Source organism: Pasteurella canis, assembly GCF_020810675.1.
GTDB lineage: Bacteria > Pseudomonadota > Gammaproteobacteria > Enterobacterales > Pasteurellaceae > Pasteurella > Pasteurella canis.
The window spans coordinates 1,761,960-1,787,672 of record NZ_CP085871.1 but is presented as its reverse complement, the minus strand read 5'-3'; the positions used below and the strand labels follow the sequence as shown (position 1 = coordinate 1,787,672).

The window sequence follows — 25,713 nt, the reverse complement described above, 5'->3', positions numbered from 1 at the left end:
GCCTTCGATTTTCTCAATGTTTTACATAAAAATCATGATTAGATGCTGATAAGCAGTGCTTTTGATAAATAAGGATATTGAATTACTGTGATAACTTTTGTAATAACCTATCCATTGCTCGATAACTGAGCGCTTCGGCTAAATGATTTTGATTTATTTGCATTTCATTATTGAGATCAGCAATTGTGCGCGCGACTTTTAAAATACGATGATAAGCACGCACTGATAGTCCTAATTTAGTTAGTGTATTTTCTAAAAATAATGCGTCTTTATTTTGAAGTTTACAATCTCGTTCAATTTCTTTACTGGTTAAATATGTGTTAATTTTGCCAGCTCGAGCGAGTTGAATTTCTCGAGCCTTTAATACTTTTTCACGTACTTGAGTACTGGTTTCACCACGATCACTATGGTTATTTTGTAATGTACCTTGTGGTAATAAAGGGACTTCAATAGATAAGTCAAAACGATCCAAAAATGGTCCAGAAAGACGGTTTAAGTATCGCATAACTTGTTGTGGTGTGGCACGATTATGGGGACCTTGATAATGTCCTGTTGGACTAGGGTTCATTGCCGCAACTAGTTGAAAACGTGCAGGAAATTCAATTTTTGCATTAGCACGAGAAATAATGATACTGCCACTTTCTAATGGTTGGCGTAATGCATCTAATACTTTACGGTCAAATTCAGGTAGCTCATCTAAAAAAAGAACACCATTATGAGCAAGTGAGATTTCTCCAGGTTTAGGGATCGTTCCACCGCCAACTAAAGCAGGAATGGATGCACTATGATGGGGCGTACGAAAGGGACGTTGTTTCCAATTATGAAAATTTAACTCATTATGTACCAAACTAGTTACTGCTGCTGTTTCAATTGCTTCTTGATCCGTCATATCGGGCAGTAGCATGGTTAAGCGACTGGCTAACATCGTTTTTCCAGTACCTGGTGGACCCAAAAAGAGTAAATTATGTTGTCCTGCTGCAGCAATAGTTAAGGCTCGTTTAGCATGTTGTTGGCCAATAATATCAGTTAAATCCAATGGATTTTTTACGGAAAAATTAACTTCACTTTGTGTAGTCAATGTTGAAGCTAGAGGCAAGTTGACGCGATCGTTTAAAAAGTTCACAACATCTAATAAATTATTCGCAAAATAAGTTTGCTGGTTTGAAACTAGGCTTGCTTCATTGGCATTTTGGCTGGCTATAATTAACTTTCGCTTTGCTTTTTGCGCAGCAAGAATGGCTGGAATAACACCTTGTACACCACGTAGTTCACCAGTAAGTGCTAATTCACCAACAAACTCAAATTGCTGAAGTTTTTGTGCTTCTATTTGTCCTGCTGCTGCGAGCATACCTAGAGCAATAGGTAAATCAAAACGCCCTCCTTCTTTGGGTAAGTCGGCTGGTGCAAGATTAACGGTAATGCGCTTGGCAGGATATTTGAATTGAGCATTTAATAATGCACTACGTACTCGATCTTGTGCTTCTTTCACGGTTTTTTCTGGTAAACCAACTAAATTAAATTGTGGTTTACCATTGCTAAAATGTACTTCAATTGTTACTAGAGGGGCTTGTACACCAATAGAAGCACGACTATATACAATAGCAAGAGACATCCTTGACTCCACAAGTTGTTAGAAAAAGAAAACTTGCAGAGAATAAAAAAAGTGCGGTTTATTTTTCATAAATTTCGCACTTTTTTATGATTTTGATCGCAAAAATAACTTATTTTTCAGCAAAAATGGGGGCAAACCAGCTATCTAATTTTGTTGATAGGCGATCAATACCAATTCTGTTCAAAGCAGAAAACGCTTCGACTTGGATATCACCTTGGAAAGGTAAAATAGCTTCACGGATCATTTTGACTTGTTTACTTCGAGCGCTTTGGCTGAGCTTATCTGCTTTCGTTAATAATAATAATACAGGTAAGTGAGCAGAAACTGCCCATTCAATCATTTGTTGATCGAGATCTTTAAGTGGATGGCGGATATCCATTAATACTACTAAACCAGCTAAACATTCCCGTTTCTGTAAATATTCACCAAGGGATTTTTGCCATTGAATTTTCATTTGTTCAGGAACGGCGGCATAGCCATAACCAGGTAAGTCTACCAGTTTACATTGTGGCTCAATTTCAAATAAGTTAATTAATTGAGTACGTCCAGGAGTTTTTGACGTTCTTGCTAAACTTTTTTGATTTGTTAAAGCATTTAACGCGGTTGATTTTCCTGCATTTGAACGACCTGCAAAAGCAATTTCGATACCCGTATCTTCTGGTAAAGTACGAATATTAGGGGCGCTAGTGAGGAAATGTGTTTTGTGATAATTCAATTTGATGTCAGACATAAAGGCTCCTTTGTCGCGCTTAGGATACCTTATAAACACCGATAAAAAAATGAAAATATCGGTAAATTATGCGAGAATAGCCTACCTTTAAGCTAATTTACTTGAATTTTATGGCAAATCAATTTTATCAATGGCCAAATCCACATGCCTTATATCCTGATCGTGGCAAAAAGTCCTATCGTTTAAAACGTTTTCGTTTTCAGCTACGCTCATTATTGCATTTTGCTTACATCAAACGTTTTGAGCAATTTATTAATGCAAATCCAACGTTAGTGAATTTGCTTAATAAGAAAGCAAATTTCAGTTATCCACTTGCACATCGTTTCTTAGATAAACGTTTTAATACTCAGCAACGTTTTGCTAGTATTTGTGACAATTTACATTTTATTCCTGAAAAATTGACTGCACTTCACTTACCTCAGTTATGGCAACAGCCTATTTGTTTTGGTGAAGTGATTGAGGATTTTGAGCTCTATTTAAATATTAATGAATATCAAGCAATGGAAGGTTTTTGGGCATTGGAGCTACGTTATAAACCAACACAGGAGTTGATCTATTTATTAACGTTTGGAAAAGTTGAACAAGCCTTATTAATTGCGGTCATTCAAGGACCTAATTTTGATGGTTCAAAGGATATAGTAAAACAACTGACTAAAAAATGTCATGGTTTGCGTCCTGCATATTTGATGGTAGAAGCCATGAAGGCATTAACGCACACATTTGGTTATCAAAAACTATTAGGTATTCCACACAAGTATCAAAATAAATCACGTTTAGTACAAAGTAAACGTTATGTGGTGGATTATGATGCGATTTTTGCGGAATCATCAGGTGTGTTAAAAGATTATTGGGAGTTACCAGTCCAATTTAATATCAAAGAAATGGACAGTATTCCAAGTAATAAACGATCAATGTATCGCAAACGTTATGCGATGTTAGAACACTTACAAGATTCAATGAATCGTATTCTACGGAAAGAATAGTGAGGTCGCTTAAAGTGACCTTCAATTTTTTTAATGTGTGGTCTATTTTTTGAATAGTTGGGCATTAACTTGAGATATTAACAGCACCTTGATAACCTAGCTGGCGCCAAGCCTCATAAACAGCAACAGCAACAGAATTAGATAAGTTCATGCTACGGCTATTTGCTGTCATCGGAATTCGAATTTTTTGTTGTGCGGGTAAGTTATTAAGAATATGCATAGGAATACCGCGGCTTTCAGGACCAAACATTAGATAATCACCCACTTCAAATTGTACTTGGCTATGTGCTGGTGTTCCTTTTGTTGTTAAAGCAAAAAGACGTTTAGGTTGTTCTATCTGTAAAAATACATCAAATGTTTTGTGTCGTTTTATCTCAGCAAATTCATGGTAATCTAAGCCTGAGCGGCGTAATTTCTTATCATCCCAAGTAAAACCTAATGGCTCAATTAAATGCAAACGAAACCCCGTATTTGCGCATAAACGAATAATATTACCTGTATTTTGTGGGATTTCAGGTTCGTATAACACAATGTCTAACATATCTAATCATTATTAATCAAAAAGAAGGACAAAGTTTAGCATAAATTTGGTGTGGACTAAATGTTAGGATGTTATTGTGCTTTATCAGAAAATGCCCAATATAAAATTTGGGCATTTTGGTTTGCTTAGAAGCTCTTACTGACACTTAGATATACGCGGTTTCGGTCGTAACTTGAGAATGGATTATTACTGTCAGTTTTTTGATATGACCATGTGATTTTAGGTGTAATACCTCGCCAGTGAATGCTACGGTGCCAAACAGTAAAATTCAGGCCGTATTCTTTATTTTTCTGCGCAATTTTAAAGAAGCTTGGCGCAAAAATAGCATTTTTAGGGGCAGAAGGCATATGATATGAGCGCTTAGCATAGTTTAATTGTAAACGTGTCGAAATACCTTTTGGCCATTCTTGCCCCCAGCCTAAGCGAACGCCACGACGATCGAAAGCATTAGCTTTCCAATGTGCATTTTTACGGTAAAAATCAGCACCTACAAACCAATATTGTTGGCTGTTTGGGAAATACATAACTGTGTTAGATAAAGAATACAAATTCCCATTCGATTTTTTACGCTCAGGACTTAGGTAGCGCTGTTCACCATATTCAAATTCAGTTGATATTTTCCAATTTTGACTTAGCCAATAACCAAGATCCAATGAGGCGCCCCCTGTTTTAGAATAGCGGTGTAATGTTTTGGCATGTTGTTCAGCATTTTCTCCACCAACGTACCAAAATTGCTCCATATAAGGAATTAATTTTATTTCTGTTTTAGCGTTACGATAGCCACCGCCTAAGCCAACACGTAGTGATAATTCGTCATATTTGTGATTGTTCCAGTAATATTTTCCGTTAAGATCTGTATTAAATTCAGCAAAAAAGCCATTCTTAATCGACCAAGTTTTATTTATACCGAAGAAATAGCTAATACCTTCAGCACTTTCAGGCTCATTCGATGGGGTAAAGCCGCCTACTTTAGTGCCTTTTGGAGGGGCGTTATTAACATTATTTTCACGTAAATAATTTGCGCCACTATAAAAACGCCAACTATCTTGTTCGTGAATTGAATGAATATAGCGATCAATAATTTGTATTAATTGTGGTGGCAAATTTTCTGCACGTAGACGATTAAATTGTTCTTTAGCTGTTTCATATTCGTGGTTATGCATCAGCGCAATCGCTAATTGTAAGCGTGCAGGTTGTAGCCTTGGTTGTTCAGCAATTAATTCACGATAAAGGCGGATGGATTTTGTTAATTTGCCTTGTTTTTTGGCCAGAATGGCGTTTGCCCACTTCAATAAAAAAGGATCTTTTTCTGGAAGTTTTTCATAAATAGGAAGAAGTATTTCAACGCCACGCATATCATTATTTCTTAAAACAGGGATGAGTGCACGCAATAATAAATCTGGGCGTTGTAGTAGTTGTTCAGCGGTGAGTGAAATATTTTGTGTTTGGGGAGTTTGATCGTGTCTAGATTTATTTGGTAAATGTGACTGAAGTTGCACTTGAGATGCTTTATGAAAGTGTTCATCAGGACGCTGATTATCAACGTTGACTACTTGCTGCGCTAAAACAGTGGGTGCAATGCTGACTCCATAACATGTCAGTGTTATAAAAAAAGTTAAAAAATGTTGTTTCTTATTCATAAGTTTATTGGTTAGTTTGAAGTTGTATAATAACAATAAAGTCGATAGCAAACTTGCCCTGTGATTTTTTCTTTTAGTATCTGCCAATGTGTTGGTACTGTAATAGGTTGGTTTTTCTCTGTTTCCACATAAATCAACGCATTAGGTTTCAGCCAATGATGTTTCTCTAGTAAGTCAATAGTTTGTTGTGCTAACCCCAAATGAAAAGGTGGATCCACAAAAACTATATCAAAGTGCGGTGTGTTTTGTATAGATTTTAAAAATTGTAAACTATTTTGGTTGATCACTTTTGCTTGCTCGAGAGAGCATTTTAACGTTTGTATGTTTTTCTGTAGTTGCATTGCTACTTTTTTATCGAGTTCTACGAAAGTGACCTGTTTGGCCTGGCGAGATAGTGCCTCAAAACCAAGTGAACCACTACCCGCAAAGCAATCAAGGCAATGAGCATCAACAATATAAGGCATAAGCCAATTGAATAAAGTTTCCTTGACACGATCACCCGTAGGGCGCAAGCCATTTAGACTTAATACAGGGAGTCTTCGTCCACGCCACAAGCCCGCAATAATACGTACATATCCTTGTTGTTGACTCTGCTTAAATGTGTTTTTTTGCATTTTATTAATAATAGGGGATGCTTATAATATTTTTATGTTGTTTCGGGATATTATACATATTTCTCAAGAAAGAAATATCCTCTAGTGAATAGGGGGAGGTTAATGTGCGATAATATATGCGATATTTTATAAAAACTTATATTTATTAAATAGTTATTTCTATTTACGTAGTAATTTTTATGCATTAATAGATTAGCATTTAACGTGTATTAATGTTTCAGATGAGAATATTAAGTGGTTATATCGGAGTTAAAAAAGAAAAGAGAGACTATATCTCTCTTTTCTAGAACTGGATTACTTCTCTTTTTCAGCAAAAAGTAAAGCTGAAAAGCCTACTTCTTTATTTGCTCCAGGGTGTGATTTTCCTGTTCCAATAATATATTTGTAATCATTAGCACCTTTCTTAGAGTTAATAAACTTAACTTCCATAGAGGCTTTCTGTTTCTCAGAAATAAGGGTACCTGAGTTACTAATATTTGCAGTAGCCTCTATTGTTAATTGATTATCTTTTCCTGTTATATTAAAGATAGCAGCATTCTTGTTAGTGGGATCGTACACTTCTCCATGTACATTACCATCTTTATAATAGATTTCTACATTTCCTTCTTTTCTTATTCTGTTTTGTGCCGTATCAGCTAAAGTGTATGGTGTATAAATAAACCCACCATCTTGCTTATATGTTGCTGTATAGTTATTCGGTAATGTTGCTACATAATCATTGTTGACCGCATAGACAAGCTCATAATGACTACCATCTTTATTTGGATTAGCACGTTGACGATATCCATAGTACATGTCAGCATTAAGAGCTTTTAATAATGTAAATTGGTATCCCTCACCATTATTAACACCATTCTTTAAAGCAATACTATTTGCTTCTTCTGTTGTAATATCTGTCCCTGAATGATAGGGATCTTCTGTCGTTTTTAATGTATATACTTTAACAGAGTTTTTGTTTCCTTCTTCATTACAAGCATTATTACTCGATGCAGTACAGCCTGTGTACCAATTAAGATTTGCCTCTTGATCTGACTTTGGTGGTTCTATGTCTTTAGGCGGCTGAGGTGGATCATTTAATTTTGGCCCATTATCATTTGGATTGTTTGGCGCAGGTGGCTCTGGTTGAATCGGTTGTGGTGGCTGCTTAGTATCATTACTACTAGAGCTTCCACCTCCACCGCCACATGCGACTAAGAGTGCTGAAAGACTAATAAGGCTTAACTTCAAAATAGCTTTTTTCATTTTAATTCCTTTTTTAAATATAAACATAATTTTATAGCGTCCTACTTTATTAAAGACCGTATATATTTTACGCTTTTTTATCCAAATTTGCGGAAGTTTTTCATTACTTGTCTATTCAATGGTAAACTATCAGGCAATTTTGTTCATTTATAATGAGAATTTACACACATTTTTTGAGCGGGAATAATATCAATGGAAAATAAAAAGAATGGCTTCTGGTCTTGGTTGGGCTTAGGTAAGAAAAAAGAACAACAAGAGGTAAAGTTGACAGAAGAATCTTCAGCACAAGAACTGGTCAAACCAGCTGAGGTGGATATAAATAAATCAGTATCAGCATCAACAGAGACAGAGCAATTAGAAAACAATATAGCTTCTATCGACGAGGTTTCTTCTTTAGAAAAAGAGCATATTACAATAGAAAAGCGAGATTTAGTTGAAGATAGTATAGAGACAGTAACTCAAAATATAGTGCAGCCTGTCGTTAGTGATGAGGATATAGCTTCGTTTGAGCAGACGCCTATATTCGATTCGGCTTCTGAATTAGTCGAACAAGAAGTGGTGGAGCAAGTTACGACGCATGACAATGATTTACATGTTGAAATAGTAGAAGAAAGAGCTGTTCAAACTGAGTCTACTGTTACTGAACAGGAAAAACCGAGCGAGGGTGGTTTTTTTAGTCGTTTAGTAAAAGGATTATTAAAAACAAAACAAAATATTGGTGTGGGTTTTCGTAGTCTGTTTTTAGGTAAAAAAATTGATGATGAATTATTTGAAGAGTTAGAGGAACAACTCTTAGTCGCAGATTTAGGCGTACCGACCACCACAAAAATTATTCATAACTTAACGCAACATGCTAGCCGCAAGCAATTACAGGATGCGGAGTTATTGTATCAACAGTTAAAAGTAGAAATGGCAGAAATTTTAAAGCCCGTTACACAGCCATTAATCATTGATCAAAGTAAAAAGCCTTATGTGATCTTAATGGTGGGTGTTAATGGCGTAGGTAAAACAACAACGATTGGTAAGTTAGCGCGTAAATTTCAACAAGAAGGTAAATCGGTTATGTTAGCTGCGGGTGATACATTCCGTGCAGCAGCGGTAGAGCAGTTGCAAGTATGGGGTGAGCGTAATCATATTCCTGTTGTTGCACAAAGTACAGGCTCAGATTCTGCATCAGTAATTTTTGATGCTATGCAGTCAGCAGCAGCACGTAATATAGATGTGTTGATTGCAGATACTGCAGGGCGTTTGCAAAATAAAAACAATTTGATGGATGAGTTGAAAAAAATTGTTCGTGTGATGAAAAAATATGATGAAACTGCACCACATGAAATTATGTTAACGCTGGATGCGGGTACTGGGCAAAATGCAATTAGCCAAGCAAAATTATTTCATGAAGCAGTGGGGCTAACTGGTATTAGTTTAACAAAATTAGATGGCACAGCAAAAGGTGGAGTCATCTTTGCTATTGCAGATCAATTTAATTTACCAATTCGTTATATTGGTGTAGGTGAAAAAATCGAAGACTTGCGTGAATTTAATGCAGATGAGTTTATTGAGGCGTTATTTGTGCATGAAGATTAATGTGTTAAATAAAGCAAGTCAGTTTTACAAGTACGAATCTTTATGTGAATGACACCTAAGAAGTAGATAAAAAAATGATTAGATTTTCGAATGTAAGTAAAGCGTATTTAGGTGGTAAACCTGCTTTACAAAATATCAGTTTTCATTTACCTGTAGGCAGTATGCATTATGTTATTGGGCATTCTGGTGCGGGTAAAAGTACATTACTGAAATTAATTATGGGGATGGAACGCGCTAACGGTGGACAAATTTGGTTTAATGGGCATGATATTACTCGTTTATCCACCTATGAAATCCCTTTTTTACGCCGTCAAATTGGCATGGTACATCAAGATTATCGTTTATTAACGGATCGTTCAATTGTTGATAATGTAGCTTTACCCTTAATTATTGCAGGTATGCATCCAAAAGAAGCTGAAACCCGTGCACTTGCTTCATTAGATCGCGTCGGGTTGCGTGATCGAGGCAGCCATTTGCCTATACATTTGTCTGGGGGAGAGCAACAACGTGTTGACATTGCTCGAGCTATTGTGCATAAACCACAATTATTATTAGCAGATGAACCAACAGGTAATCTTGATAATAGCTTATCTTTTGAAATTTTTAGTTTGTTTGAAGAGTTAAATCAACTGGGCATGACAGTCTTAATTGCGACCCATGATTTGAATATTATCCAACAAAAACCAAAACCTTGCCTTGTTCTTGAGCAAGGTTATTTACGTTGAGGAAAATCATAATGGGATCTCGTCGTGTTCAAGCGCCATTTTGGGTGCAAATACATTATGTGTTACGTGCAGTATGGGCAGATTTACTTAAACGCCGTTTCGGTACATTATTGACTATTTTAGTCATCAGTGTCTCCTTAACTATTCCTACCGTCAGTTACTTGTTGTGGAAAAATATCCATCAAGCAACAACACAGTTTTATCCTGAAAGTGAATTAACAGTTTACTTGCATAAGACGTTGAGTGAAGAAGATGCTAATTTGGTGGTAGAAAAAATTCGTCAGCAAACAGGTGTTGAATCATTAAATTATATTTCTCGTCAAGAAAGCTTAAATGCATTTCGTGATTGGTCTGGCTTTAATAATGAATTGGATATATTAGATGATAACCCTTTGCCTGCTGTAGTGGTGGTTAGAGCATCACCAGAATATAACCAGTCACAGAAGCGTAATGAGTTACGACAAAACTTAGGCAAAATCAAAGGGGTACAGGAAGTACGTTTAGATAATGACTGGTTAGAAAAATTGACAGCCTTAACTTGGCTAGTGGCACATGTTGCTATTTTTTGTGCAGTGTTAATGACATTAGCTGTATTTTTAGTTATTGGTAATAGTATTCGTTCGGATGTTTATAGTAGTCAGGCAAATATTGAAGTAATGAAATTATTGGGAGCGACTGATCAATTTATTCTGCGCCCCTTTTTGTATACAGGGATGATTTATGCTGTATTAGGTGGTTTGTTTGCTTGTCTATTTAGTAGTCTAGCAATTGGCTATTTTACTCAAGCCGTAAAATATGTTACTGATATTTTTGCCGTGCAGTTTGAGCTAAATAGTGTCAATTTTGCAGAGTTTTTATTTTTAATAATTGTGTGTACATTGGTTGGATATGTCGGCGCATGGATTGCGGCAACTCGCCATATTAAAATGTTAGAACAAAAAAATTAGAAAACAGACCGCATTAACTTCTTCTTTCCATAAAAAAATAAAAGCGATTGCTATCTAGGCAATCGCTTTTTTTCTATAATTTCTATAAGAAGAGTACTATTCTGTTATTCCTACTGTATGGAAGTTGCGTGAGAAGTACACTAATGCTTGTCCTTCATCAGAAACTTGAATTTCTTCGAGTTCAACTAGGAACATAGAGTGTGTACCAATTTCTCGAATATCCACAATTGTTCCTGTCAAATTTGCTAACGCATTTTTTAAACATGGAACTGATGCAGAATCTTTTTGTGGTTGCCACACATTCCATTCAAAACGCTCATCCATACAACTGCCTTTAAATCCTGCAAAATGTTGGGCTAATTCGATTTGTTCCGAATTTAACACATTAACACAAAGGCGTTTATTCGCTTGGAAAACAGGATTCATTTCACTGTTTTTGTTAATACAGACCATCACAGTGGGCGGTGTATCAGTAACTGAACATACCGCGGTTGCAGTGATCCCACATTTCCCAGCAGGGCCGTTAGTTGTGATAATATTCACACCAGCGGCTAATTTCGCCATGGAATTACGGAAGTTTTGTTGAATTGGCGTAAGCATAATGATTTTCCTTAATATGATCTGCTTAGTTATTTGGAAAAACGGTTTAAGTTATCCAAAATATTAATATCAGCTGAGTTATGGAGATGTGGTACTTTCCAGCCATTTTCATCATAATCAGCCAAACATTTATCGACAAGATCGAAACAACGTTGTAATGTACCATTGCCTGTTGATTGTCCTAGTACTTGTAAACGGACTTCTTCTTGACTTCCCGCATAATTGATTTCGTAGAGCTCATGGCGACCACCAAATTCAGTGCCAATTGCATCCCAAAGTAGTTTTAAAATTTTAATTCGATCACGGTATTCAATATTGTTTGAGCCTCGTACATATTTTTCTAAATACTGATCAATTTCTGGGTTATTGAAATCACGGATATGCGAAGGTAAATAAATTAACCCACTTGTTACAGTTTGTTCAATAATTTTTTTCACTGTATGGTAGGCCATTGGCGCCATTACTCGATAAGTTTGAATTGCTTGGGCACTTGGCATTTGACAACCATTTTTCCATTGATAGGATGACCCTGCCATCGCATCGGTTAATGTCCAGAACAAGTTACGGTACATCATGACCTCACCCATCTGTGCTGCAACACCACGGAATTCAATGACACCTGTACATTGTAAGGCTTTATGTAATAGACCTGTGATGAAATCTAATTTTACTGCAAGGCGAGTACAAGCTTGCATTGGGAATAAGGTAGCAAAACCTGCATACTGTGCCCAAGTCCGACAACGGTCTAGATCACGATAGATTAAAATATTTTCCCAAGGGATAAACACTTTATCTAATACAAGAATTGCGTCATTTTCGTCAAAGCGTGTTGATAATGGGAAATCAAATGGTGAACCAGTTGCACCTGCCGCTAATTCATAAGAGTGGCGACAAATCAGTTTTACGCCTTCAGCATCCATTGGCGCAATGAACATAAGAGCGAAGTCATCGTTATCGCCAATGATTTGCGCTGAACCAAAACCAATGAAGTTATAGTGTGTTAATGCAGAGTTGGTCGCAACCACTTTCGCACCACTTACCACAATTCCGTCTTCACGTTCTTCTTCAATTTTGACATAAATATCTTTTACTTGATCAATAGGCTTATTACGATCAATTGGTGGATTCACGATGGCGTGGTTAAAATATAGGCAAGATTCTTGGATACGCTTGTACCAGTGACGAGCATTGTCTGCAAATTTTCCATAGAATTCGGGATTAGCACCGAGTGCGCTACCAAAAGCAGCTTTATAATCTGGTGTACGCCCCATCCAACCATAACTAAAGCGTGACCAAGCTGCAATCGCATCTCTTTGCTCTTTTAACTCTTCTGCATTGCGCGCATAGCGGAAGAATTTATGAGTATAACCGCCATTACCTGTATCTGTTTCCCAGCATAATTCATCTTTTGTTGCAGGATCATGTAAGGCATCATATAGCTTTGCAACAGAAGCTGCTGCATTACGGAAAGCGGGATGTGTGGTGACATCTTCGACTAATTCTCCGTAAATATAAACTTTGCGCCCATCTCTTAAGCTAGCCAAATACTCTTCACCAGTAAATGGGCGATTTTTTTCTTTTCTAAAATCATCAGGTAATTTGTGTGCTTTTTTTTCTACTTGAGTCATGGTTTACTCCTTTTGAACAAATGAGATTAGGAATAGCATCTAGGATAAAGCAGGGTTAGATGTTGCGAATTTGTTAAATTTATAGTGGATTTGTTACAAAGATAAAATGCAATTTTCTTGGCAAAAAATGTACTTTTCCGTATTTCTGCTATAAAAATGATTAAAATGTGATCTCTATCGCTCTTTTGAATATGAGTGCTATACACTGAGTTAAGCATAGTTTACAGTCGGGTTATTCATTAACAATATGAGTAATCAGAGGAAATGATGGTCGATCAAGTGGCTGAAACTCAAAATATTAATATTGAGAAAACCTATGGAGGGCAGGAAGACAGTAATATTATTCATTATGAAACATTTGATAATTTAGCGTTATTTTATGGTAGAAAATCTTTAGTACATTTTCATGATCGTTTTTACCAAGTCCATTATTTAACAGAAGGTAGTATTAGATTACAACTTGATGCTCATGAATATCAATTGTACGCACCTTGTTTTTTTATTACACCGCCTTCTATACCTCATGGGTTCTATACTGACCTAGATACACATGGACATGTTCTAACTATTCCGCAAGCGTTTGTGTGGCAATTACTTGAATCTTTAAAAAGAGACATTAATTATTTTTACCCCATGTGTATTGAGCTATCTCAGTTAGGCGAACAACAGCAACAAATCTTCAAGTTTGAATATTTATTTAATCTGCTGGCATCGGAGTACAGACATAATACAGAAGAAAAACAGACCGCACTTCGTTTATGTGCAAAGTTAATTTTATTAGAGATTTATCGTTTATCTAAAAGCGATGAGAAAAAATACAGTCCGAGGAATAACGAGTTATACCTTTTTAACCAATTTAATTTTTTGATCGAGGAGAATTTTAAGAATAACTGGCGTATTAATGACTACTTGGATAAATTATGCATTAGTGAAAGTAAATTAAATGCCATTTGCCAGCATTTCTCAGCAACGTCTCCGAAAAGATTAATTATAGAACGTCAGATTCAAGAGGCTAAAAGAAAGTTACTTTTTAGCCAATATTCTATTTATCAAATTGCCTATGATTTAGGCTTTAAAGATCCCGCTTACTTCTCACGTTTCTTCCAAAAGGAAACAAATTTATCGCCAAAAGCATTTCGCGATCAAGATCACATATCTTCTAATCTATCCTAGTTTTTTGTGAAAAGTACAATTTTTCACAAGAAAAGTACATTTAAAACTCTGTGTAACTCTATTATAACTGTAACAACCTGTTAACAAATTGGTTACATTGGACTGCTGTTTGTTCTTAAATGCCTTTTCCAACGAACGTGAAGGAGACTTTTTATGAAGACACGTCAACTCTTACTCGCTGTAACTTTAGCAGTTTCTAGTTCTGCTTTCGCAAATGACAAAGTGGTATTAAAAATAGGTCATTTTCTACCCGCACTTTCAACAATGCACAATGATGTTTTAGTACCTTGGTGTCAGGATTTGAATTCGGAATCAAAAGGTCGTATTGAGTGTCAATTGTATCCTTCTAATCAGCTTGGTGGTACAGCAGGTCAACTGATTGATCAAGTACGTAATGGTGTTGCTGATATTGTGTGGACTGCACCAGGCTATTCACCAGGTCGCTTTAAAGTGATTGAAGCGTTAGAAACACCTTTTTTATTACCTAATGTGCGTGTTGGGAATAAAGTTGCTTGGGAATTTTTTGAGAAATATGCCAAAGATACAGAATTTAAGCAATTTAAAGTCTTGTCTATCCAAAGTGATGGTGGGGTGACATTCCACTCTAATAAACCACTTAATGAAGTAGAGGATTTAAAAGGTAACAAATTACGTACACCAACTCGTTTAGCCTCACAAATTATTCAAGCTTTAGGCGGATCTGCGATTTCTATCGCTCCTTCACAAGTCGCGGAAAGCATTTCAAAAGGTGTTGTTGATGGTGCAATGGGTGCATGGGAAGTGGTTCCTCCAACGAAATTAGATGAGGTGACTAAGTATCATGTAATGCCTGCAGCAGGTGAGCCTTTCCCAACAGTAACAGTACTTGCTTTAGTGATGAATCAGAAAAAATATGATTCATTACCTGCAGATTTAAAAACCATTCTTGATAAGCATTCTGGACCTGCCTTATTAGAGCGTATTACGGTGGCTTGGGAAAAAACAGAAGAAAATGCGCGTAAAAAAGTGCTTGCCCATGGCGGGGTGATTACTGAATTCGGACCAAAACATACTGAGAAAATGAAAGCAATGACTGATTCGCTCACACAAAGTTGGATCGACAGTATGAATAAACAAGGTAAAAACGGTCAACAATTAATTGATGATTTACGTGAGATGGTGAAAAAACATCAATAATTAGCAAGGAGGTGCGCGATGAGCGAATCGACACAAGCTATAGTGATTCCAAATAAAGTGAGAAATAACGTAATTGGTATGGGATTGTTTCATGTATCAAAAGCTATGGCAATTCTAGGTGGGTTGTTATTTATTGCATTGATTATCATGTCTTGTTATTCCCTCGTTGATAGAAAGTTAGGGAATGGAGGTGTACTTGGTGATATTGAGATTATGCAAATGGGATGTGCGGTTGCTGCATCCCTCTTTCTCCCTTTTTGCACAATTATGTCTGAGCATTTAAAAGTGGATTTTTTCACCGCAAAATTTCCATTGGTTTTACGCAATAAAATGGATGCATTAGCAGATTTATTACTCTGTTTGGTTTCATTCTTGTTAGTTTGGCGTATTTGGTTACAAAGTGAAACATTACAAGAATATGAAGAGGTCACTGCATTATTATCTTTCCCAACTTGGATGCCAAATGTTGCAATTATGCTTGGCTTTATTGTAATGGGATGTTGTGCTTTTTATTATTTTTGTATCCATTTAACAGCAAAGGATTAAGTTTATGATGAGTGGCTTAGAAATGGGCATTGTGGGGTTCTTCATCTTACTTACCCTATTATTACTCCGAATCCATATTAGTATTTCGATGTTTTTAGCTGCTGCTGGCTTATATGCGTATTTAGGGCAAGGGGATCTTAACTCTTTAATGTACACCTTAAATGGTTTGGCTTACGCTCGTTTATCTAATTACGACTTAGCGGTAGTGCCTTTATTTATTTTCATGGGACAGCTGGCTTCACATGGTGGAATGTCAAAGGCCTTATTTCAAGCAGCAAGTAGCTTTATTGGACATTGGCGTGGTGGGTTAGCCATGGCATCAGTAGGAAGTTGCGCAGCATTTGGTGCAATTTGTGGCTCTTCTTTAGCAACCGCTGCGACGATGGGGCAAGTAGCCATTCCTGAATTAAAGAAACGTCATTACTCTGGTGAACTGAGTACGGCAACCTTAGCAGCGGGAGGAACGTTAGGTATTTTAATTCCACCTTCAGTCCCTTTGATTATTTATGCTGTGTTAACGCAAGAATCGATTGGTAAATTATTCGTGGCAGCAATTGTGCCTGGTATTTTAGCCTTATTGGGTTATGTGGTTGTGATTAAAATTCTGGTTAGCTTGCGCCCTGATGCAGGACCAACTTCAGAAAAAGTTCCCTTCTTCCAAGCGTTAAAGTCACAAGTGAAAGTTTTACCAATTTTTATTGTGTTTGCTGTTGTGATCATCAGTATCTATGGTGGGTGGGCAAATCCTACGGAAGCTGCATCGATTGGAGCGGCATCTTGTGGCTTGATTTCTTGGCTTTCAGGTGGTTTAACTTGGAAGGGCTTAGTTGACAGTATCCTACAAACAGCAATGGCAAGCGCAATGATTTTCATGGTGTTGATTGGTGCAGATTTATTAAATTCAGCATTAGCATTGACACAAATGCCTGCGCAATTAGCCAACTGGGTTGTTGAGCAACAATTTGCCCCACTATTTGTTTTATTTTGTATCTTAATGATTTATCTCGTCTTAGGTTGCGTGATGGATTCGCTTGCAATGATTTTGCTGACGATTCCTATCTTTTACCCAATCATTCTTGGCTTAGATTTTTGGGGATTATCTGCACAAGATAAAACGATTTGGTTTGGTATTGTGGCATTAATGGTAGTGGAAATAGGGTTAATTACTCCTCCTGTGGGGATGAACTTATTTATTATCAATAAGATGGATAAAGAAACTCCCTTATTAGCAACATCAAAATGGGTTTTACCGTTTATTGCCTCTGATTTACTTCGTATTGTTGTGATTGCTTGTGTCCCGAGTATTGCATTATGGCTAGTCCATTTATTTTAAGTGAGGAAATTATGTCTGTCTCTTTAGCTAAACAGATTACACAACTAAGCGCCGCTAACAAACCGACAGTGTTTGTGATAGCTCTAAATTCACAGCGTTTATTGCAACGTTGTCAAACTGAATTTGAACAAGCGCCTTACAAAGCACTGCCCAAAACGCCTGTTATTTATGTATTACCTGAAGCAACACATAATCGTAGTGGTGCTACAGTATGCTTACCAGAAGGAAAAAAACAACTCAGAATTGAACCGCACTTAGGGGTAGTCTTTGGGCAAGATACTTCAAGAGTGAGTGTGGAAAATGCTTTATATACTGTTGCAGGTTATGTGCCTGTTGCTTTGTATTCTTTACCAAATGATAGTTATTATCGTCCTGATATAGAAGGGCGTTGCCAAGATGGTTTCTGTGTTTTAGGACAAACCGTTATGAAAAGTGCGGTAGCAAATCCTGCAGAAGTGATGGTTAACATTGCATTAAATGGCGCTATTAAAAAATCTTATGTACATCTAGATATGAAGCACTCCGTAGCTGAATTAATCAGTTTTTTGAGCCAATTCATTGCATTTAAAGCGGGTGATATTTTGCTGACAGGCACAGAGGATATGCCATTGTTAGCGAGTGCGGGCGATGAGGTCAGTGTGGATTTTGTCCAAATAGGTTCTGTCAGTAACACCATTGCGGAATAAGGTAGGAGCGATTATGAGTAAATATGCAAAAGTGGTTTATCAAGATCAAATCCACAGTGTTGAAGTACAAGAGCAAGGGTTATTGACTGAACAAAAACAACTTTTACCTGCCGAGGCAGTGACTTGGCTGCCACCTGCCAGCGGTATGATGTATGCACTTGGTTTGAATTATGCTGATCACGCGTCGGAGTTAGATTTTAAGCCACCAGAAAAACCATTAGTCTTTGTGAAAACCCATCATACTTATACGGGGCATAACAGTACGACTTGGCGACCTGATCATGTGGAATATATGCATTATGAGTGTGAGCTAGTCGTCGTGATTGGCAAAACTGCAAAAAATGTGAAACGTGAAAATGCGATGGACTATGTGGCAGGTTATACCTTATGTAATGACTATGCTATTCGCGATTATTTAGAGAATTATTATCGTCCGAATTTACGCGTAAAAAATCGTGTTGGCACGACCCCTGTTGGACCGTGGATTGTGGATAAAGAAGATGTGAAGGATCCAATGAATTTAACGCTCAGAACGTGGGTGAATGGTGAATTATGTCAAGAAGGCAATACCAAAGATATGATTTTTGATATCGCATATTTAATTGAACATCTTTCCCATATTACAACATTACAACCTGGAGACATGATTGCAACAGGGACACCAAAAGGGCTTGCAGATGTCAAAGTAGGCGATTGTGTTGAAATCGAAATTGAACAAATTGGCAAACTTACAAATTACATTGTGAGTGAAACCGCCTTTTTTGCAAAAAATACCTAAGATATAGAGGAGAAACCTATGATTAAACATTGGATTAACGGTAAAGAAGTTGCCAGTGACGAAACATTTGAGAATCTGAATCCTGCAACAGGAGAGGTGATTTGTGAGGTTGCCTCTGGTGGTGAAAAAGAGATTAATGCAGCTGTGAAGGCAGCAAAAGAGGCGTTCCCAAAATGGTCAAAAACCTCAGCCAAAGAACGTGCACGTTTAATGCGTAATTTAGGTGAATTAATCGATAAAAATGTTGCTAAGTTGGCAGAATTAGAAACCTTGGATACAGGGTTGCCGATTCACCAAACTAAAAATGTATTGATCCCTCGCGCATCACATAATTTTAACTTTTTTGCTGAAGTATGTACGCGTATGAATGGGCACAGCTATCCTGTTGATGACAAAATGCTGAACTATACCCTTTATCAACCAGTAGGTGTATGCGGTTTAGTGTCACCTTGGAACGTCCCGTTTATGACTGCAACTTGGAAAACAGCACCTTGTTTAGCATTAGGAAATACTGCGGTCTTAAAGATGTCAGAGCTTTCACCACTGACTGCTAATGAGCTTGGTCGTTTAGCTCTAGAAGCAGGCATTCCTGAAGGAGTATTTAATGTAGTACAAGGTTTTGGCTCAACAGCGGGACAGGCATTAGTGACCCATGATGATGTGCGGGCGATTTCGTTCACTGGCGGTACTGCAACAGGCAAACATATTTTAAAACATGCAGGATTGAAAAAATATTCAATGGAGCTTGGGGGAAAATCACCCGTTTTAATTTTTGATGATGCAGATTTAGAGCGCGCATTAGATGCTGCACTCTTTACAATTTTTTCCTTGAATGGCGAACGTTGTACAGCAGGATCTCGTATCTTTATTCAAGAAACGGTGTATGACGAGTTCGTGAAAGAATTTGCCGCTCGTGCAAGACGTTTAATCGTAGGTGACCCACAAGATCCAAATACCCAAGTCGGATCAATGATTACTCGCCAACATTATGAAAAGGTTACAGGTTACATTCGCATCGGCTTAGAGGAAGGGGCAAACTTATTAGCTGGTGGGTTAGAACGTCCACAAAACTTACCTGACCATTTACAAAAAGGTAACTTTATTCAACCAACCGTGTTTGCAGATGTTGATAATCATATGCGCATTGCTCAAGAGGAAATTTTTGGACCAGTGGTCTGTTTAATGAAGTTCAAAGATGAAGCAGATGCGTTACGTTTAGCTAATGATGTGGAATATGGTCTTGCCTCTTACATTTGGACAAAAGATATTGCGAAAGCACTACGCTTATCCAATGGTATTGAAGCAGGTATGGTGTTTGTGAATAGCCAAAATGTGCGTGATTTACGTCAACCATTTGGTGGGATTAAAGCTTCGGGTATTGGTCGTGAAGGCGGTGAATACAGTTTCGAAGTTTTTGCCGAATTAAAAAATGTATGCATCTCAATGCATGATCATCCGATTCCTCGTTGGGGATTATAAATTTAAAGGAGCAAAATTATGGGTAAACTCGCTTTAGCAGCCAAGATTACACATGTTCCGTCAATGTATTTGTCAGAACAACCCGGCAAACATTATGGCTGCCGTGCTTCTGCCATTGAAGGGCACAAAGAAATTAGCCGACGTTGTCGTGATTTAGGCGTGGATACCATCATTGTGTTTGATACACATTGGCTTGTTAATAGTGCCTATCATGTGAATTGTTGTTCTCACTTTAAAGGTGTCTATACCAGTAATGAATTACCACACTTTATTCGTGATATTACTTTCGATTATGACGGTAATCCAGAACTGGGCCATATGATTGTAAAACATGCGGTAGAAAAAGGTGTACGTGCGCAAGCACATGAAATTGAAAGCTTAAAATTGGAGTATGGTACTCTCGTTCCAATGCGTTATATGAATGAAGATAAAGCATTTAAAGTGATCTCAATTTCTGCGTTTTGTACTTCACATTCTTTTGAAGATAGCCGCAAACTTGGTGAGGCAGTTTTAGAGGCTATTCAGGAATATGATGGTACAGTTGCTGTATTAGCGAGTGGTTCCTTATCCCATTACTTTATTCCAGATCATTTAGCTAAAGAGGGAATGAACAGCTACACTCGAGAATTTGAGCGTCAAATTGACCTACATGTAGTGGATATGTGGCGTCACGGTAACTTTAAAGACTTTTGTAAAATGTTACCAGAATACGCTGACTTCTGTCGTGGTGAGGGTAACATGCACGATACTGTCATGTTATTAGGCATGCTTGGTTGGGACAAATATGATAAACCAGTGGAAATTCTGACTGACTTGTTCCCAAGCTCAGGAACAGGACAAATTAACGCAGTCTTTCCTGTGTAGTCTTTAAAAGTGCGGTTTGTTTTTACACTATATTTTTAGAACATACCGCACTTTCTGCAAAGAGAGGAACTTTTTATGCCACATTTTATTGTAGAAGCAACAGAAAATCTTCGTGAGGACGTGGATTGGCAACCACTGTTTAGTCAAGTGCATGACTATCTTGCCAGTACGGGCATTTTTCCTTTGGGTGGAATTCGTAGTCGCGTACATTGGGTAGATGTATATCGCATGGCTGATGGAAAAGAGGATGATGCTTTTGTTCATATCACATTAAAAATTGGTGCAGGACGTTGTGCAGACAGTTTAAAACCCGTTGGTGAACAAGTATTCCGAATCTTAACCGATTTTTTCACACCACTTTTTGAACAACGTTATTTCGCATTGTCTTTTGAAATAGCAGAGTTGCATCCTACATTAAATTTTAAAAAAAATAACGTGCATCTTCGGTTTAAAAAAATAGCCTAAGCCATCGTTATATTGAGAAATAAATGGGGTCATTATGCCATCAACAACAAAAACAACAACATGGAATCAGACTGCACTTATCTGCTTCTTGGCTATGTTAGTTGGCTTTGGACCACTCTCAATTGATTTGTATCTGCCTTCTTTGCCCACAATTGCACAAGAACTCAATACCAGTATTGAATGGGTGCAATTGTCAGTCAGTACATTTCTAACTGGTTTTTGTGTTGGCATGCTGTGCTATGGTCCTATTTCCGATAAATATGGTCGGCGAGTTGTGTTATTGATAGGAATGGTAATTTACATCGTTGCCAGCTTAGCTTGTAGCTTAGCAACTAGCATTGAACAATTATTGGTTGCACGTTTTTTGCAAGCATTTGGTGGTGGAGTTGGACCTGTTTTAGGACGAGCTATTGTGCGTGATAGTTTTCCTCAACATCGTATTACTCATGTTCTCTCTATGATGCAATTAGTCACGATGCTAGCGCCTTTATTAGCGCCTTTCATTGGTGGCTTTATCTTATTGTGGTTTGGTTGGGAAAGCCAATTTTTATTATTAGCTATGATGGGGTTGGTATGTGTCTTGATTACATATTTTTTCTTACCAGAAACTAATCAGGATAGACATCATCAGCCATTGAATACGATGACTTTTTTTCAAGCATATTGCCGTATTTTAAAACATCGTCCTTCCTTTGGCTATATTCTCTGTTTAGGTGCAATGTTTGGTGGCATGTTTACTTATGTGGCAGGAACACCTTTTGTTTATATCGATTATTTTCACATTCCTGCTCAGAACTATGGGTTCTATTTCGGGATTAATATTGTTGGTATTGTGATAGCAACGTTAGTGAATAATAAATGTGTTAAACATTATGCAGTAAATAAGGTATTAATGGTCGAAATTGGCTTCGTTTTTTTGGCAGGAATCGCGTTTTTCTGTGTAAATCCAACATCTTTATTTGCCATTATGCTACCACTTTTTGTTTTTGTTGGTTTAACTGGAGCAATTACGCCCAATGTGATGACCAATTTATTAACACAACATAGTCATACTGCAGGTACCGCAATGGCATTAGCGGCATCAATGCAATTTGCTGGGGGCTTTATTGCAAGTGGTACTTTGTCTTATTTTTTTAATAATAGCCCACAAACTATGCTCTGGGTAATGAGTGCCTGTGCATTAGTCGCAGTTGTAGGCTTTATGATTACTTTAAAACCAAATTCAACATCAGCGTAAAGAGGAATTATCCATGTTATCTAAAGAGATTATTCAACAAGCGGCTCAACGCTTAAATGAAGCAGAAAAATCAGGTACACAGATTTCACAATTTTCATTAGCTTATCCAGAAATCACAATTGAGGATGCTTATGAAATTCAAAAAGCATGGGTAGCGATGAAGATTGCTGAAGGGCGCATATTAAAAGGACATAAAATTGGTTTAACCTCAAAAGCGATGCAAAACAGCTCACAAATTGATGAACCTGATTATGGCGCATTATTAGATGATATGTTTTTTGAGGAGAACAGTGAAATTCCCTTTGATCGCTTTATTGTACCGCGTGTCGAAGTCGAGCTTGCCTTTATTTTGAAAAAAGACTTATCAGGTCCAAACTGCACTATTTTTGATGTAATTGATGCGACGGATTATGTTATCCCAGCGCTAGAAATTATTGATGCGCGTATTGAACAATTTGACAGTAAAACTAAAGTGCCTCGCCGTGTTTTTGACACTATTTCAGATAATGCAGCGAATGCAGGAGTCGTGTTAGGTGGACGCGCGATTAAACCGATGGATGTGGATTTACGCCGCGTAGCTGCGGTACTTTATCGCAATGGCGTAGTGGAAGAATCTGGCGTCTCTGCCGCGGTATTGAATAATCCAATCAAAGGTGTCGCTTGGTTAGCTAATAAATTACATCCTTACGGCGTGACGTTGAAAGCAGGAGAAATTATTTTGGGCGGTTCTTTTACTCGTCCTGTACCTGCGCGTCGAGGCGATACCTTCCATGTGGATTATCATGAGCTAGGCAGTATTTCCATGCAATTTGTCTAAGTGAGGCGTACAATGCAACTAAAAAATCCGTTTAAACAAGCGTTGAAAGACAAAAAAGCACAAATTGGTTTATGGGTCGGACTAGCAGATGGTTATGCTTGTGAGTTGGCGGCAAATGCAGGCTTTGATTGGTTATTGTTAGATGCAGAGCATGCACCAAATGAGTTGCGCACCTTATTGCACCAATTACAGACTGTAGCAGCTTATCCGACTACTCCTATTATTCGTCCCGCAATTGGACATACACATCTTATTAAACAATTGTTAGATATTGGGGCGCAAACCCTCTTAATTCCGATGGTAGAAACTGCTGAACAAGCCAGAGAGTTAGTGCAGGCAATTCATTATCCACCGAAAGGTGTACGCGGTGTGGGGAGTGCATTAGCAAGAGCTTCTCGTTGGAATAATATTCCAAATTATTTACAACAGGCAGATGATGAAATCTGTTTATTGGTGCAGGTGGAAAATAAAAAGGGGCTAGAAAACTTGCAGGCAATTGCCGAAGTCGATGGGGTAGATGGCGTATTTATTGGTCCTGCAGATCTTAGTGCATCATTAGGGCATCTAGGTAATCCTTCTCATCCTGAAGTGCAGCAAGCAATTGAGAATGCGATCAAGACAGTGTGTGCAGCAGGTAAAGCAGCAGGTATTTTGTACGCAGATGAAAAGATGGCGAAGTATTACCTTGAACTTGGTTGTACGTTTGTTGCGGTTGGCGTAGATACTTCGTTATTAATGCGTGCATTAAAAGAACTGGCTCACAAGTTTAAGTCATCAAACCATATGGAAAGTTCATCTACAACGAATCAAATTTATTAATTGTTGGGAGGCCAGATGCAACAATTTTCTCTACTTAAAACGAAAGCCTATATTAACGGCGAATATGTGGAGGCGAAAAATAAAAACACATTTTCCGTCACCAATCCTGCAACAAATGAGGTGATTTGTGAGTTGCCTGACTTAACGGCAAGTGAAACAAAGTATGCGATTGAATGTGCGGCAAAAGCACAAAAACAATGGCAAAAAGTGACACCAAAAGAGCGCGCAAATATTTTGCGACGCTGGTATGACTTAGTAATTGAGCACCAAGAGGAGCTAGCCCAATTACTCAGTTTAGAACAAGGCAAACCAATCAGCGAAAGTCGCGGGGAGATTTTATATGGTGCCAGTTTTATTGAATGGTTCGCTGAAGAAGCGAAACGCATTTACGGTGATGTTCTCCCACAAGATAAAGCCAATCATCGTTTATTAGTTATCAAGCAAGGAATTGGTGTCGTGGCAGCGATTACGCCATGGAATTTTCCTAATGCGATGATTACCCGTAAAGCAGCACCTGCTTTTGCAGCGGGTTGTGCGATAGTGTTAAAACCTGCGCAAGAAACACCCTTGTCCGCTTTAGCCTTAGCCGAATTAGCGCATCAAGCAGGTTTGCCAGCTGGGCTGTTCAATGTGATTACTTCAACTAATGCGATTGAGGTAGGTAAAGAACTCACTGAAAATCCAATTGTGCGTAAAGTAACTTTCACTGGCTCAACCCGTGTGGGCAAAATTTTAATGGCACAATCAGCGAATACAGTAAAAAAACTTTCGCTTGAACTTGGCGGTAATGCGCCTTCGATTGTATTTGATGATGCAGATTTAGATAATGCGATTGAAGGCATTCTGGCGTCAAAATTCCGTAACAGCGGACAAACCTGTGTTTGTACTAACCGTATTTATGTACAGGCAGGAATATATGAACATTTTGTGGAAAAATTCAGTACCAAAGTAGCCGCCTTTAAAGTGGGCGGTGCCAATGAAGCTGGTGTGAATATTGGACCATTAATCAGTGAAAGTGCGGTCAAAAAAATTCAAGAACATATTGATGATGCGACATCTAAAGGTGCAAATTTAGTAGTGGGTGGTAAACCACATGCGTTAGGTGGCACGTTTTTTGAACCAACTGTATTGCGCGATGTGACTCAATCTATGTTAGTTGCTAAGGATGAAACCTTCGCCCCACTTGCTCCTGTGTTTAAATTTGATACTGAAGAGCAAGTGATCGAGATGGCAAATGATACCGAGTTTGGTTTGGCTTCTTATCTTTATACACAAGATATTTCTCGTATCTGGCGTGTTTCCGAAGCACTGGAATACGGTATTGTCGGCATTAACGAAGGTTTAATCAGCAATGAAATGGCGCCTTTTGGTGGTGTCAAAGAATCAGGATTAGGTCGCGAAGGCTCCCGCTACGGTATCGAAGAATTTCTGGAAATGAAATACCTTTGTTTGAAAGTGTAAATTTGAATTGAATAAAAAAGCACAAGTGACAGC

General features: G+C 37.8%; 25 protein-coding genes. 17 read left to right on the top strand and 8 right to left on the bottom strand.

The window, feature by feature from the left end:
* Window positions 1-82: 82 nt before the first annotated feature.
* Complete coding sequence (locus tag K7G93_RS08335; RefSeq protein WP_226690448.1) at window positions 83-1,612, bottom strand: YifB family Mg chelatase-like AAA ATPase; 1,530 nt, start codon at window positions 1,610-1,612, stop codon at window positions 83-85.
* Between the two features lie 109 nt (window positions 1,613-1,721).
* Window positions 1,722-2,342: a ribosome biogenesis GTP-binding protein YihA/YsxC gene (gene yihA, locus K7G93_RS08330; RefSeq protein WP_226690449.1), complete on the bottom strand. Its 621-nt coding sequence runs from the start codon at window positions 2,340-2,342 to the stop codon at window positions 1,722-1,724.
* Between the two features lie 110 nt (window positions 2,343-2,452).
* Here yihA and K7G93_RS08325 point away from each other — a divergent pair, with 110 nt between their 5' ends.
* A complete protein-coding gene (locus K7G93_RS08325) occupies window positions 2,453-3,325 on the top strand; it encodes a VirK/YbjX family protein (RefSeq protein ID WP_046339916.1) in 873 nt (290 codons plus the stop codon).
* Between the two features lie 64 nt (window positions 3,326-3,389).
* On the opposite strand, the gene trmL is transcribed toward K7G93_RS08325, so the two are convergent.
* From trmL to K7G93_RS08305, 4 genes are all read right to left on the bottom strand, one after another.
* Window positions 3,390-3,866, bottom strand: coding sequence for a tRNA (uridine(34)/cytosine(34)/5-carboxymethylaminomethyluridine(34)-2'-O)-methyltransferase TrmL (trmL, locus tag K7G93_RS08320; protein WP_046339917.1), 477 nt, complete (start codon window positions 3,864-3,866; stop codon window positions 3,390-3,392).
* Window positions 3,867-3,991: 125 nt separating this feature from the next.
* A complete protein-coding gene (locus K7G93_RS08315; protein WP_226690451.1) occupies window positions 3,992-5,506 on the bottom strand; it encodes a surface lipoprotein assembly modifier in 1,515 nt (504 codons plus the stop codon).
* An 11-nt stretch (window positions 5,507-5,517) separates the two neighbouring features.
* A complete protein-coding gene (rsmD, locus tag K7G93_RS08310; protein WP_226690452.1) occupies window positions 5,518-6,120 on the bottom strand; it encodes a 16S rRNA (guanine(966)-N(2))-methyltransferase RsmD in 603 nt (200 codons plus the stop codon).
* 294 nt (window positions 6,121-6,414) lie between these two features.
* Window positions 6,415-7,362, bottom strand: a complete 948-nt coding sequence (locus K7G93_RS08305) for a hypothetical protein (RefSeq protein ID WP_226690453.1) — start codon at window positions 7,360-7,362, stop codon at window positions 6,415-6,417.
* A gap of 186 nt (window positions 7,363-7,548) precedes the next feature.
* On the opposite strand from K7G93_RS08305, the gene ftsY reads away from it, so the two are divergent.
* From ftsY to ftsX, 3 genes are all read left to right on the top strand, one after another.
* The gene (ftsY, locus tag K7G93_RS08300; protein ID WP_223668400.1) at window positions 7,549-8,946 is read left to right on the top strand and encodes a signal recognition particle-docking protein FtsY; all 1,398 of its coding nucleotides are present in this window, start codon (window positions 7,549-7,551) and stop codon (window positions 8,944-8,946) included.
* A 74-nt stretch (window positions 8,947-9,020) separates the two neighbouring features.
* On the top strand, window positions 9,021-9,671 hold the full coding sequence (gene ftsE / locus K7G93_RS08295; protein ID WP_046339922.1) for a cell division ATP-binding protein FtsE: 651 nt from the start codon (window positions 9,021-9,023) through the stop codon (window positions 9,669-9,671).
* Between the two features lie 11 nt (window positions 9,672-9,682).
* Entirely contained in the window at window positions 9,683-10,618 is a 936-nt protein-coding gene (ftsX, locus tag K7G93_RS08290; RefSeq protein ID WP_226690454.1) for a permease-like cell division protein FtsX, read from the top strand.
* Between the two features lie 96 nt (window positions 10,619-10,714).
* On the opposite strand, the gene hpaC is transcribed toward ftsX, so the two are convergent.
* Both hpaC and hpaB read right to left on the bottom strand, forming a co-directional pair.
* Entirely contained in the window at window positions 10,715-11,218 is a 504-nt protein-coding gene (hpaC, locus tag K7G93_RS08285) for a 4-hydroxyphenylacetate 3-monooxygenase, reductase component (protein ID WP_226690455.1), read from the bottom strand.
* 29 nt (window positions 11,219-11,247) lie between these two features.
* Entirely contained in the window at window positions 11,248-12,846 is a 1,599-nt protein-coding gene (gene hpaB, locus K7G93_RS08280) for a 4-hydroxyphenylacetate 3-monooxygenase, oxygenase component (RefSeq protein WP_049214973.1), read from the bottom strand.
* Window positions 12,847-13,113: 267 nt separating this feature from the next.
* Between hpaB and hpaA the strand changes: the two genes are divergently transcribed.
* The 13 genes from hpaA to K7G93_RS08215 all read left to right on the top strand — a co-directional run bounded on the left by hpaA (window position 13,114) and on the right by K7G93_RS08215 (window position 25,680).
* A complete protein-coding gene (gene hpaA / locus K7G93_RS08275) occupies window positions 13,114-14,019 on the top strand; it encodes a 4-hydroxyphenylacetate catabolism regulatory protein HpaA (protein ID WP_226690456.1) in 906 nt (301 codons plus the stop codon).
* A gap of 153 nt (window positions 14,020-14,172) precedes the next feature.
* Window positions 14,173-15,195, top strand: coding sequence for a TRAP transporter substrate-binding protein (locus K7G93_RS08270; RefSeq protein ID WP_049214976.1), 1,023 nt, complete (start codon window positions 14,173-14,175; stop codon window positions 15,193-15,195).
* A gap of 18 nt (window positions 15,196-15,213) precedes the next feature.
* Window positions 15,214-15,741 (top strand): TRAP transporter small permease, encoded by a 528-nt coding sequence (locus K7G93_RS08265; protein ID WP_226690457.1) that lies wholly within the window; start codon window positions 15,214-15,216, stop codon window positions 15,739-15,741.
* A gap of 4 nt (window positions 15,742-15,745) precedes the next feature.
* Window positions 15,746-17,074, top strand: a complete 1,329-nt coding sequence (locus tag K7G93_RS08260) for a TRAP transporter large permease (RefSeq protein ID WP_082303074.1) — start codon at window positions 15,746-15,748, stop codon at window positions 17,072-17,074.
* Window positions 17,053-17,760 carry a fumarylacetoacetate hydrolase family protein gene (locus K7G93_RS08255; RefSeq protein ID WP_226690458.1) on the top strand — a complete coding sequence of 236 codons (708 nt, stop codon included), beginning with the start codon at window positions 17,053-17,055 and terminating at the stop codon, window positions 17,758-17,760. The genes K7G93_RS08260 and K7G93_RS08255 overlap by 22 nt, the downstream gene beginning before the upstream one ends.
* Window positions 17,761-17,773: 13 nt before the next feature.
* The gene (locus K7G93_RS08250; RefSeq protein WP_049214979.1) at window positions 17,774-18,538 is read left to right on the top strand and encodes a fumarylacetoacetate hydrolase family protein; all 765 of its coding nucleotides are present in this window, start codon (window positions 17,774-17,776) and stop codon (window positions 18,536-18,538) included.
* Between the two features lie 18 nt (window positions 18,539-18,556).
* On the top strand, window positions 18,557-20,017 hold the full coding sequence (hpaE, locus tag K7G93_RS08245; RefSeq protein ID WP_226690428.1) for a 5-carboxymethyl-2-hydroxymuconate semialdehyde dehydrogenase: 1,461 nt from the start codon (window positions 18,557-18,559) through the stop codon (window positions 20,015-20,017).
* Between the two features lie 18 nt (window positions 20,018-20,035).
* Entirely contained in the window at window positions 20,036-20,881 is an 846-nt protein-coding gene (gene hpaD / locus K7G93_RS08240) for a 3,4-dihydroxyphenylacetate 2,3-dioxygenase (RefSeq protein ID WP_160531887.1), read from the top strand.
* A 75-nt stretch (window positions 20,882-20,956) separates the two neighbouring features.
* On the top strand, window positions 20,957-21,346 hold the full coding sequence (locus tag K7G93_RS08235) for a 5-carboxymethyl-2-hydroxymuconate Delta-isomerase (RefSeq protein WP_049214985.1): 390 nt from the start codon (window positions 20,957-20,959) through the stop codon (window positions 21,344-21,346).
* 34 nt (window positions 21,347-21,380) lie between these two features.
* Window positions 21,381-22,583: a Bcr/CflA family multidrug efflux MFS transporter gene (locus K7G93_RS08230; RefSeq protein WP_049214987.1), complete on the top strand. Its 1,203-nt coding sequence runs from the start codon at window positions 21,381-21,383 to the stop codon at window positions 22,581-22,583.
* A 13-nt stretch (window positions 22,584-22,596) separates the two neighbouring features.
* Window positions 22,597-23,400, top strand: coding sequence for a 2-oxo-hept-4-ene-1,7-dioate hydratase (gene hpaH / locus K7G93_RS08225; protein WP_226690429.1), 804 nt, complete (start codon window positions 22,597-22,599; stop codon window positions 23,398-23,400).
* Between the two features lie 12 nt (window positions 23,401-23,412).
* The gene (gene hpaI / locus K7G93_RS08220) at window positions 23,413-24,219 is read left to right on the top strand and encodes a 4-hydroxy-2-oxoheptanedioate aldolase (RefSeq protein WP_115323292.1); all 807 of its coding nucleotides are present in this window, start codon (window positions 23,413-23,415) and stop codon (window positions 24,217-24,219) included.
* A gap of 15 nt (window positions 24,220-24,234) precedes the next feature.
* Window positions 24,235-25,680: an NAD-dependent succinate-semialdehyde dehydrogenase gene (locus K7G93_RS08215; protein WP_226690430.1), complete on the top strand. Its 1,446-nt coding sequence runs from the start codon at window positions 24,235-24,237 to the stop codon at window positions 25,678-25,680.
* Window positions 25,681-25,713: the final 33 nt, after the last annotated feature.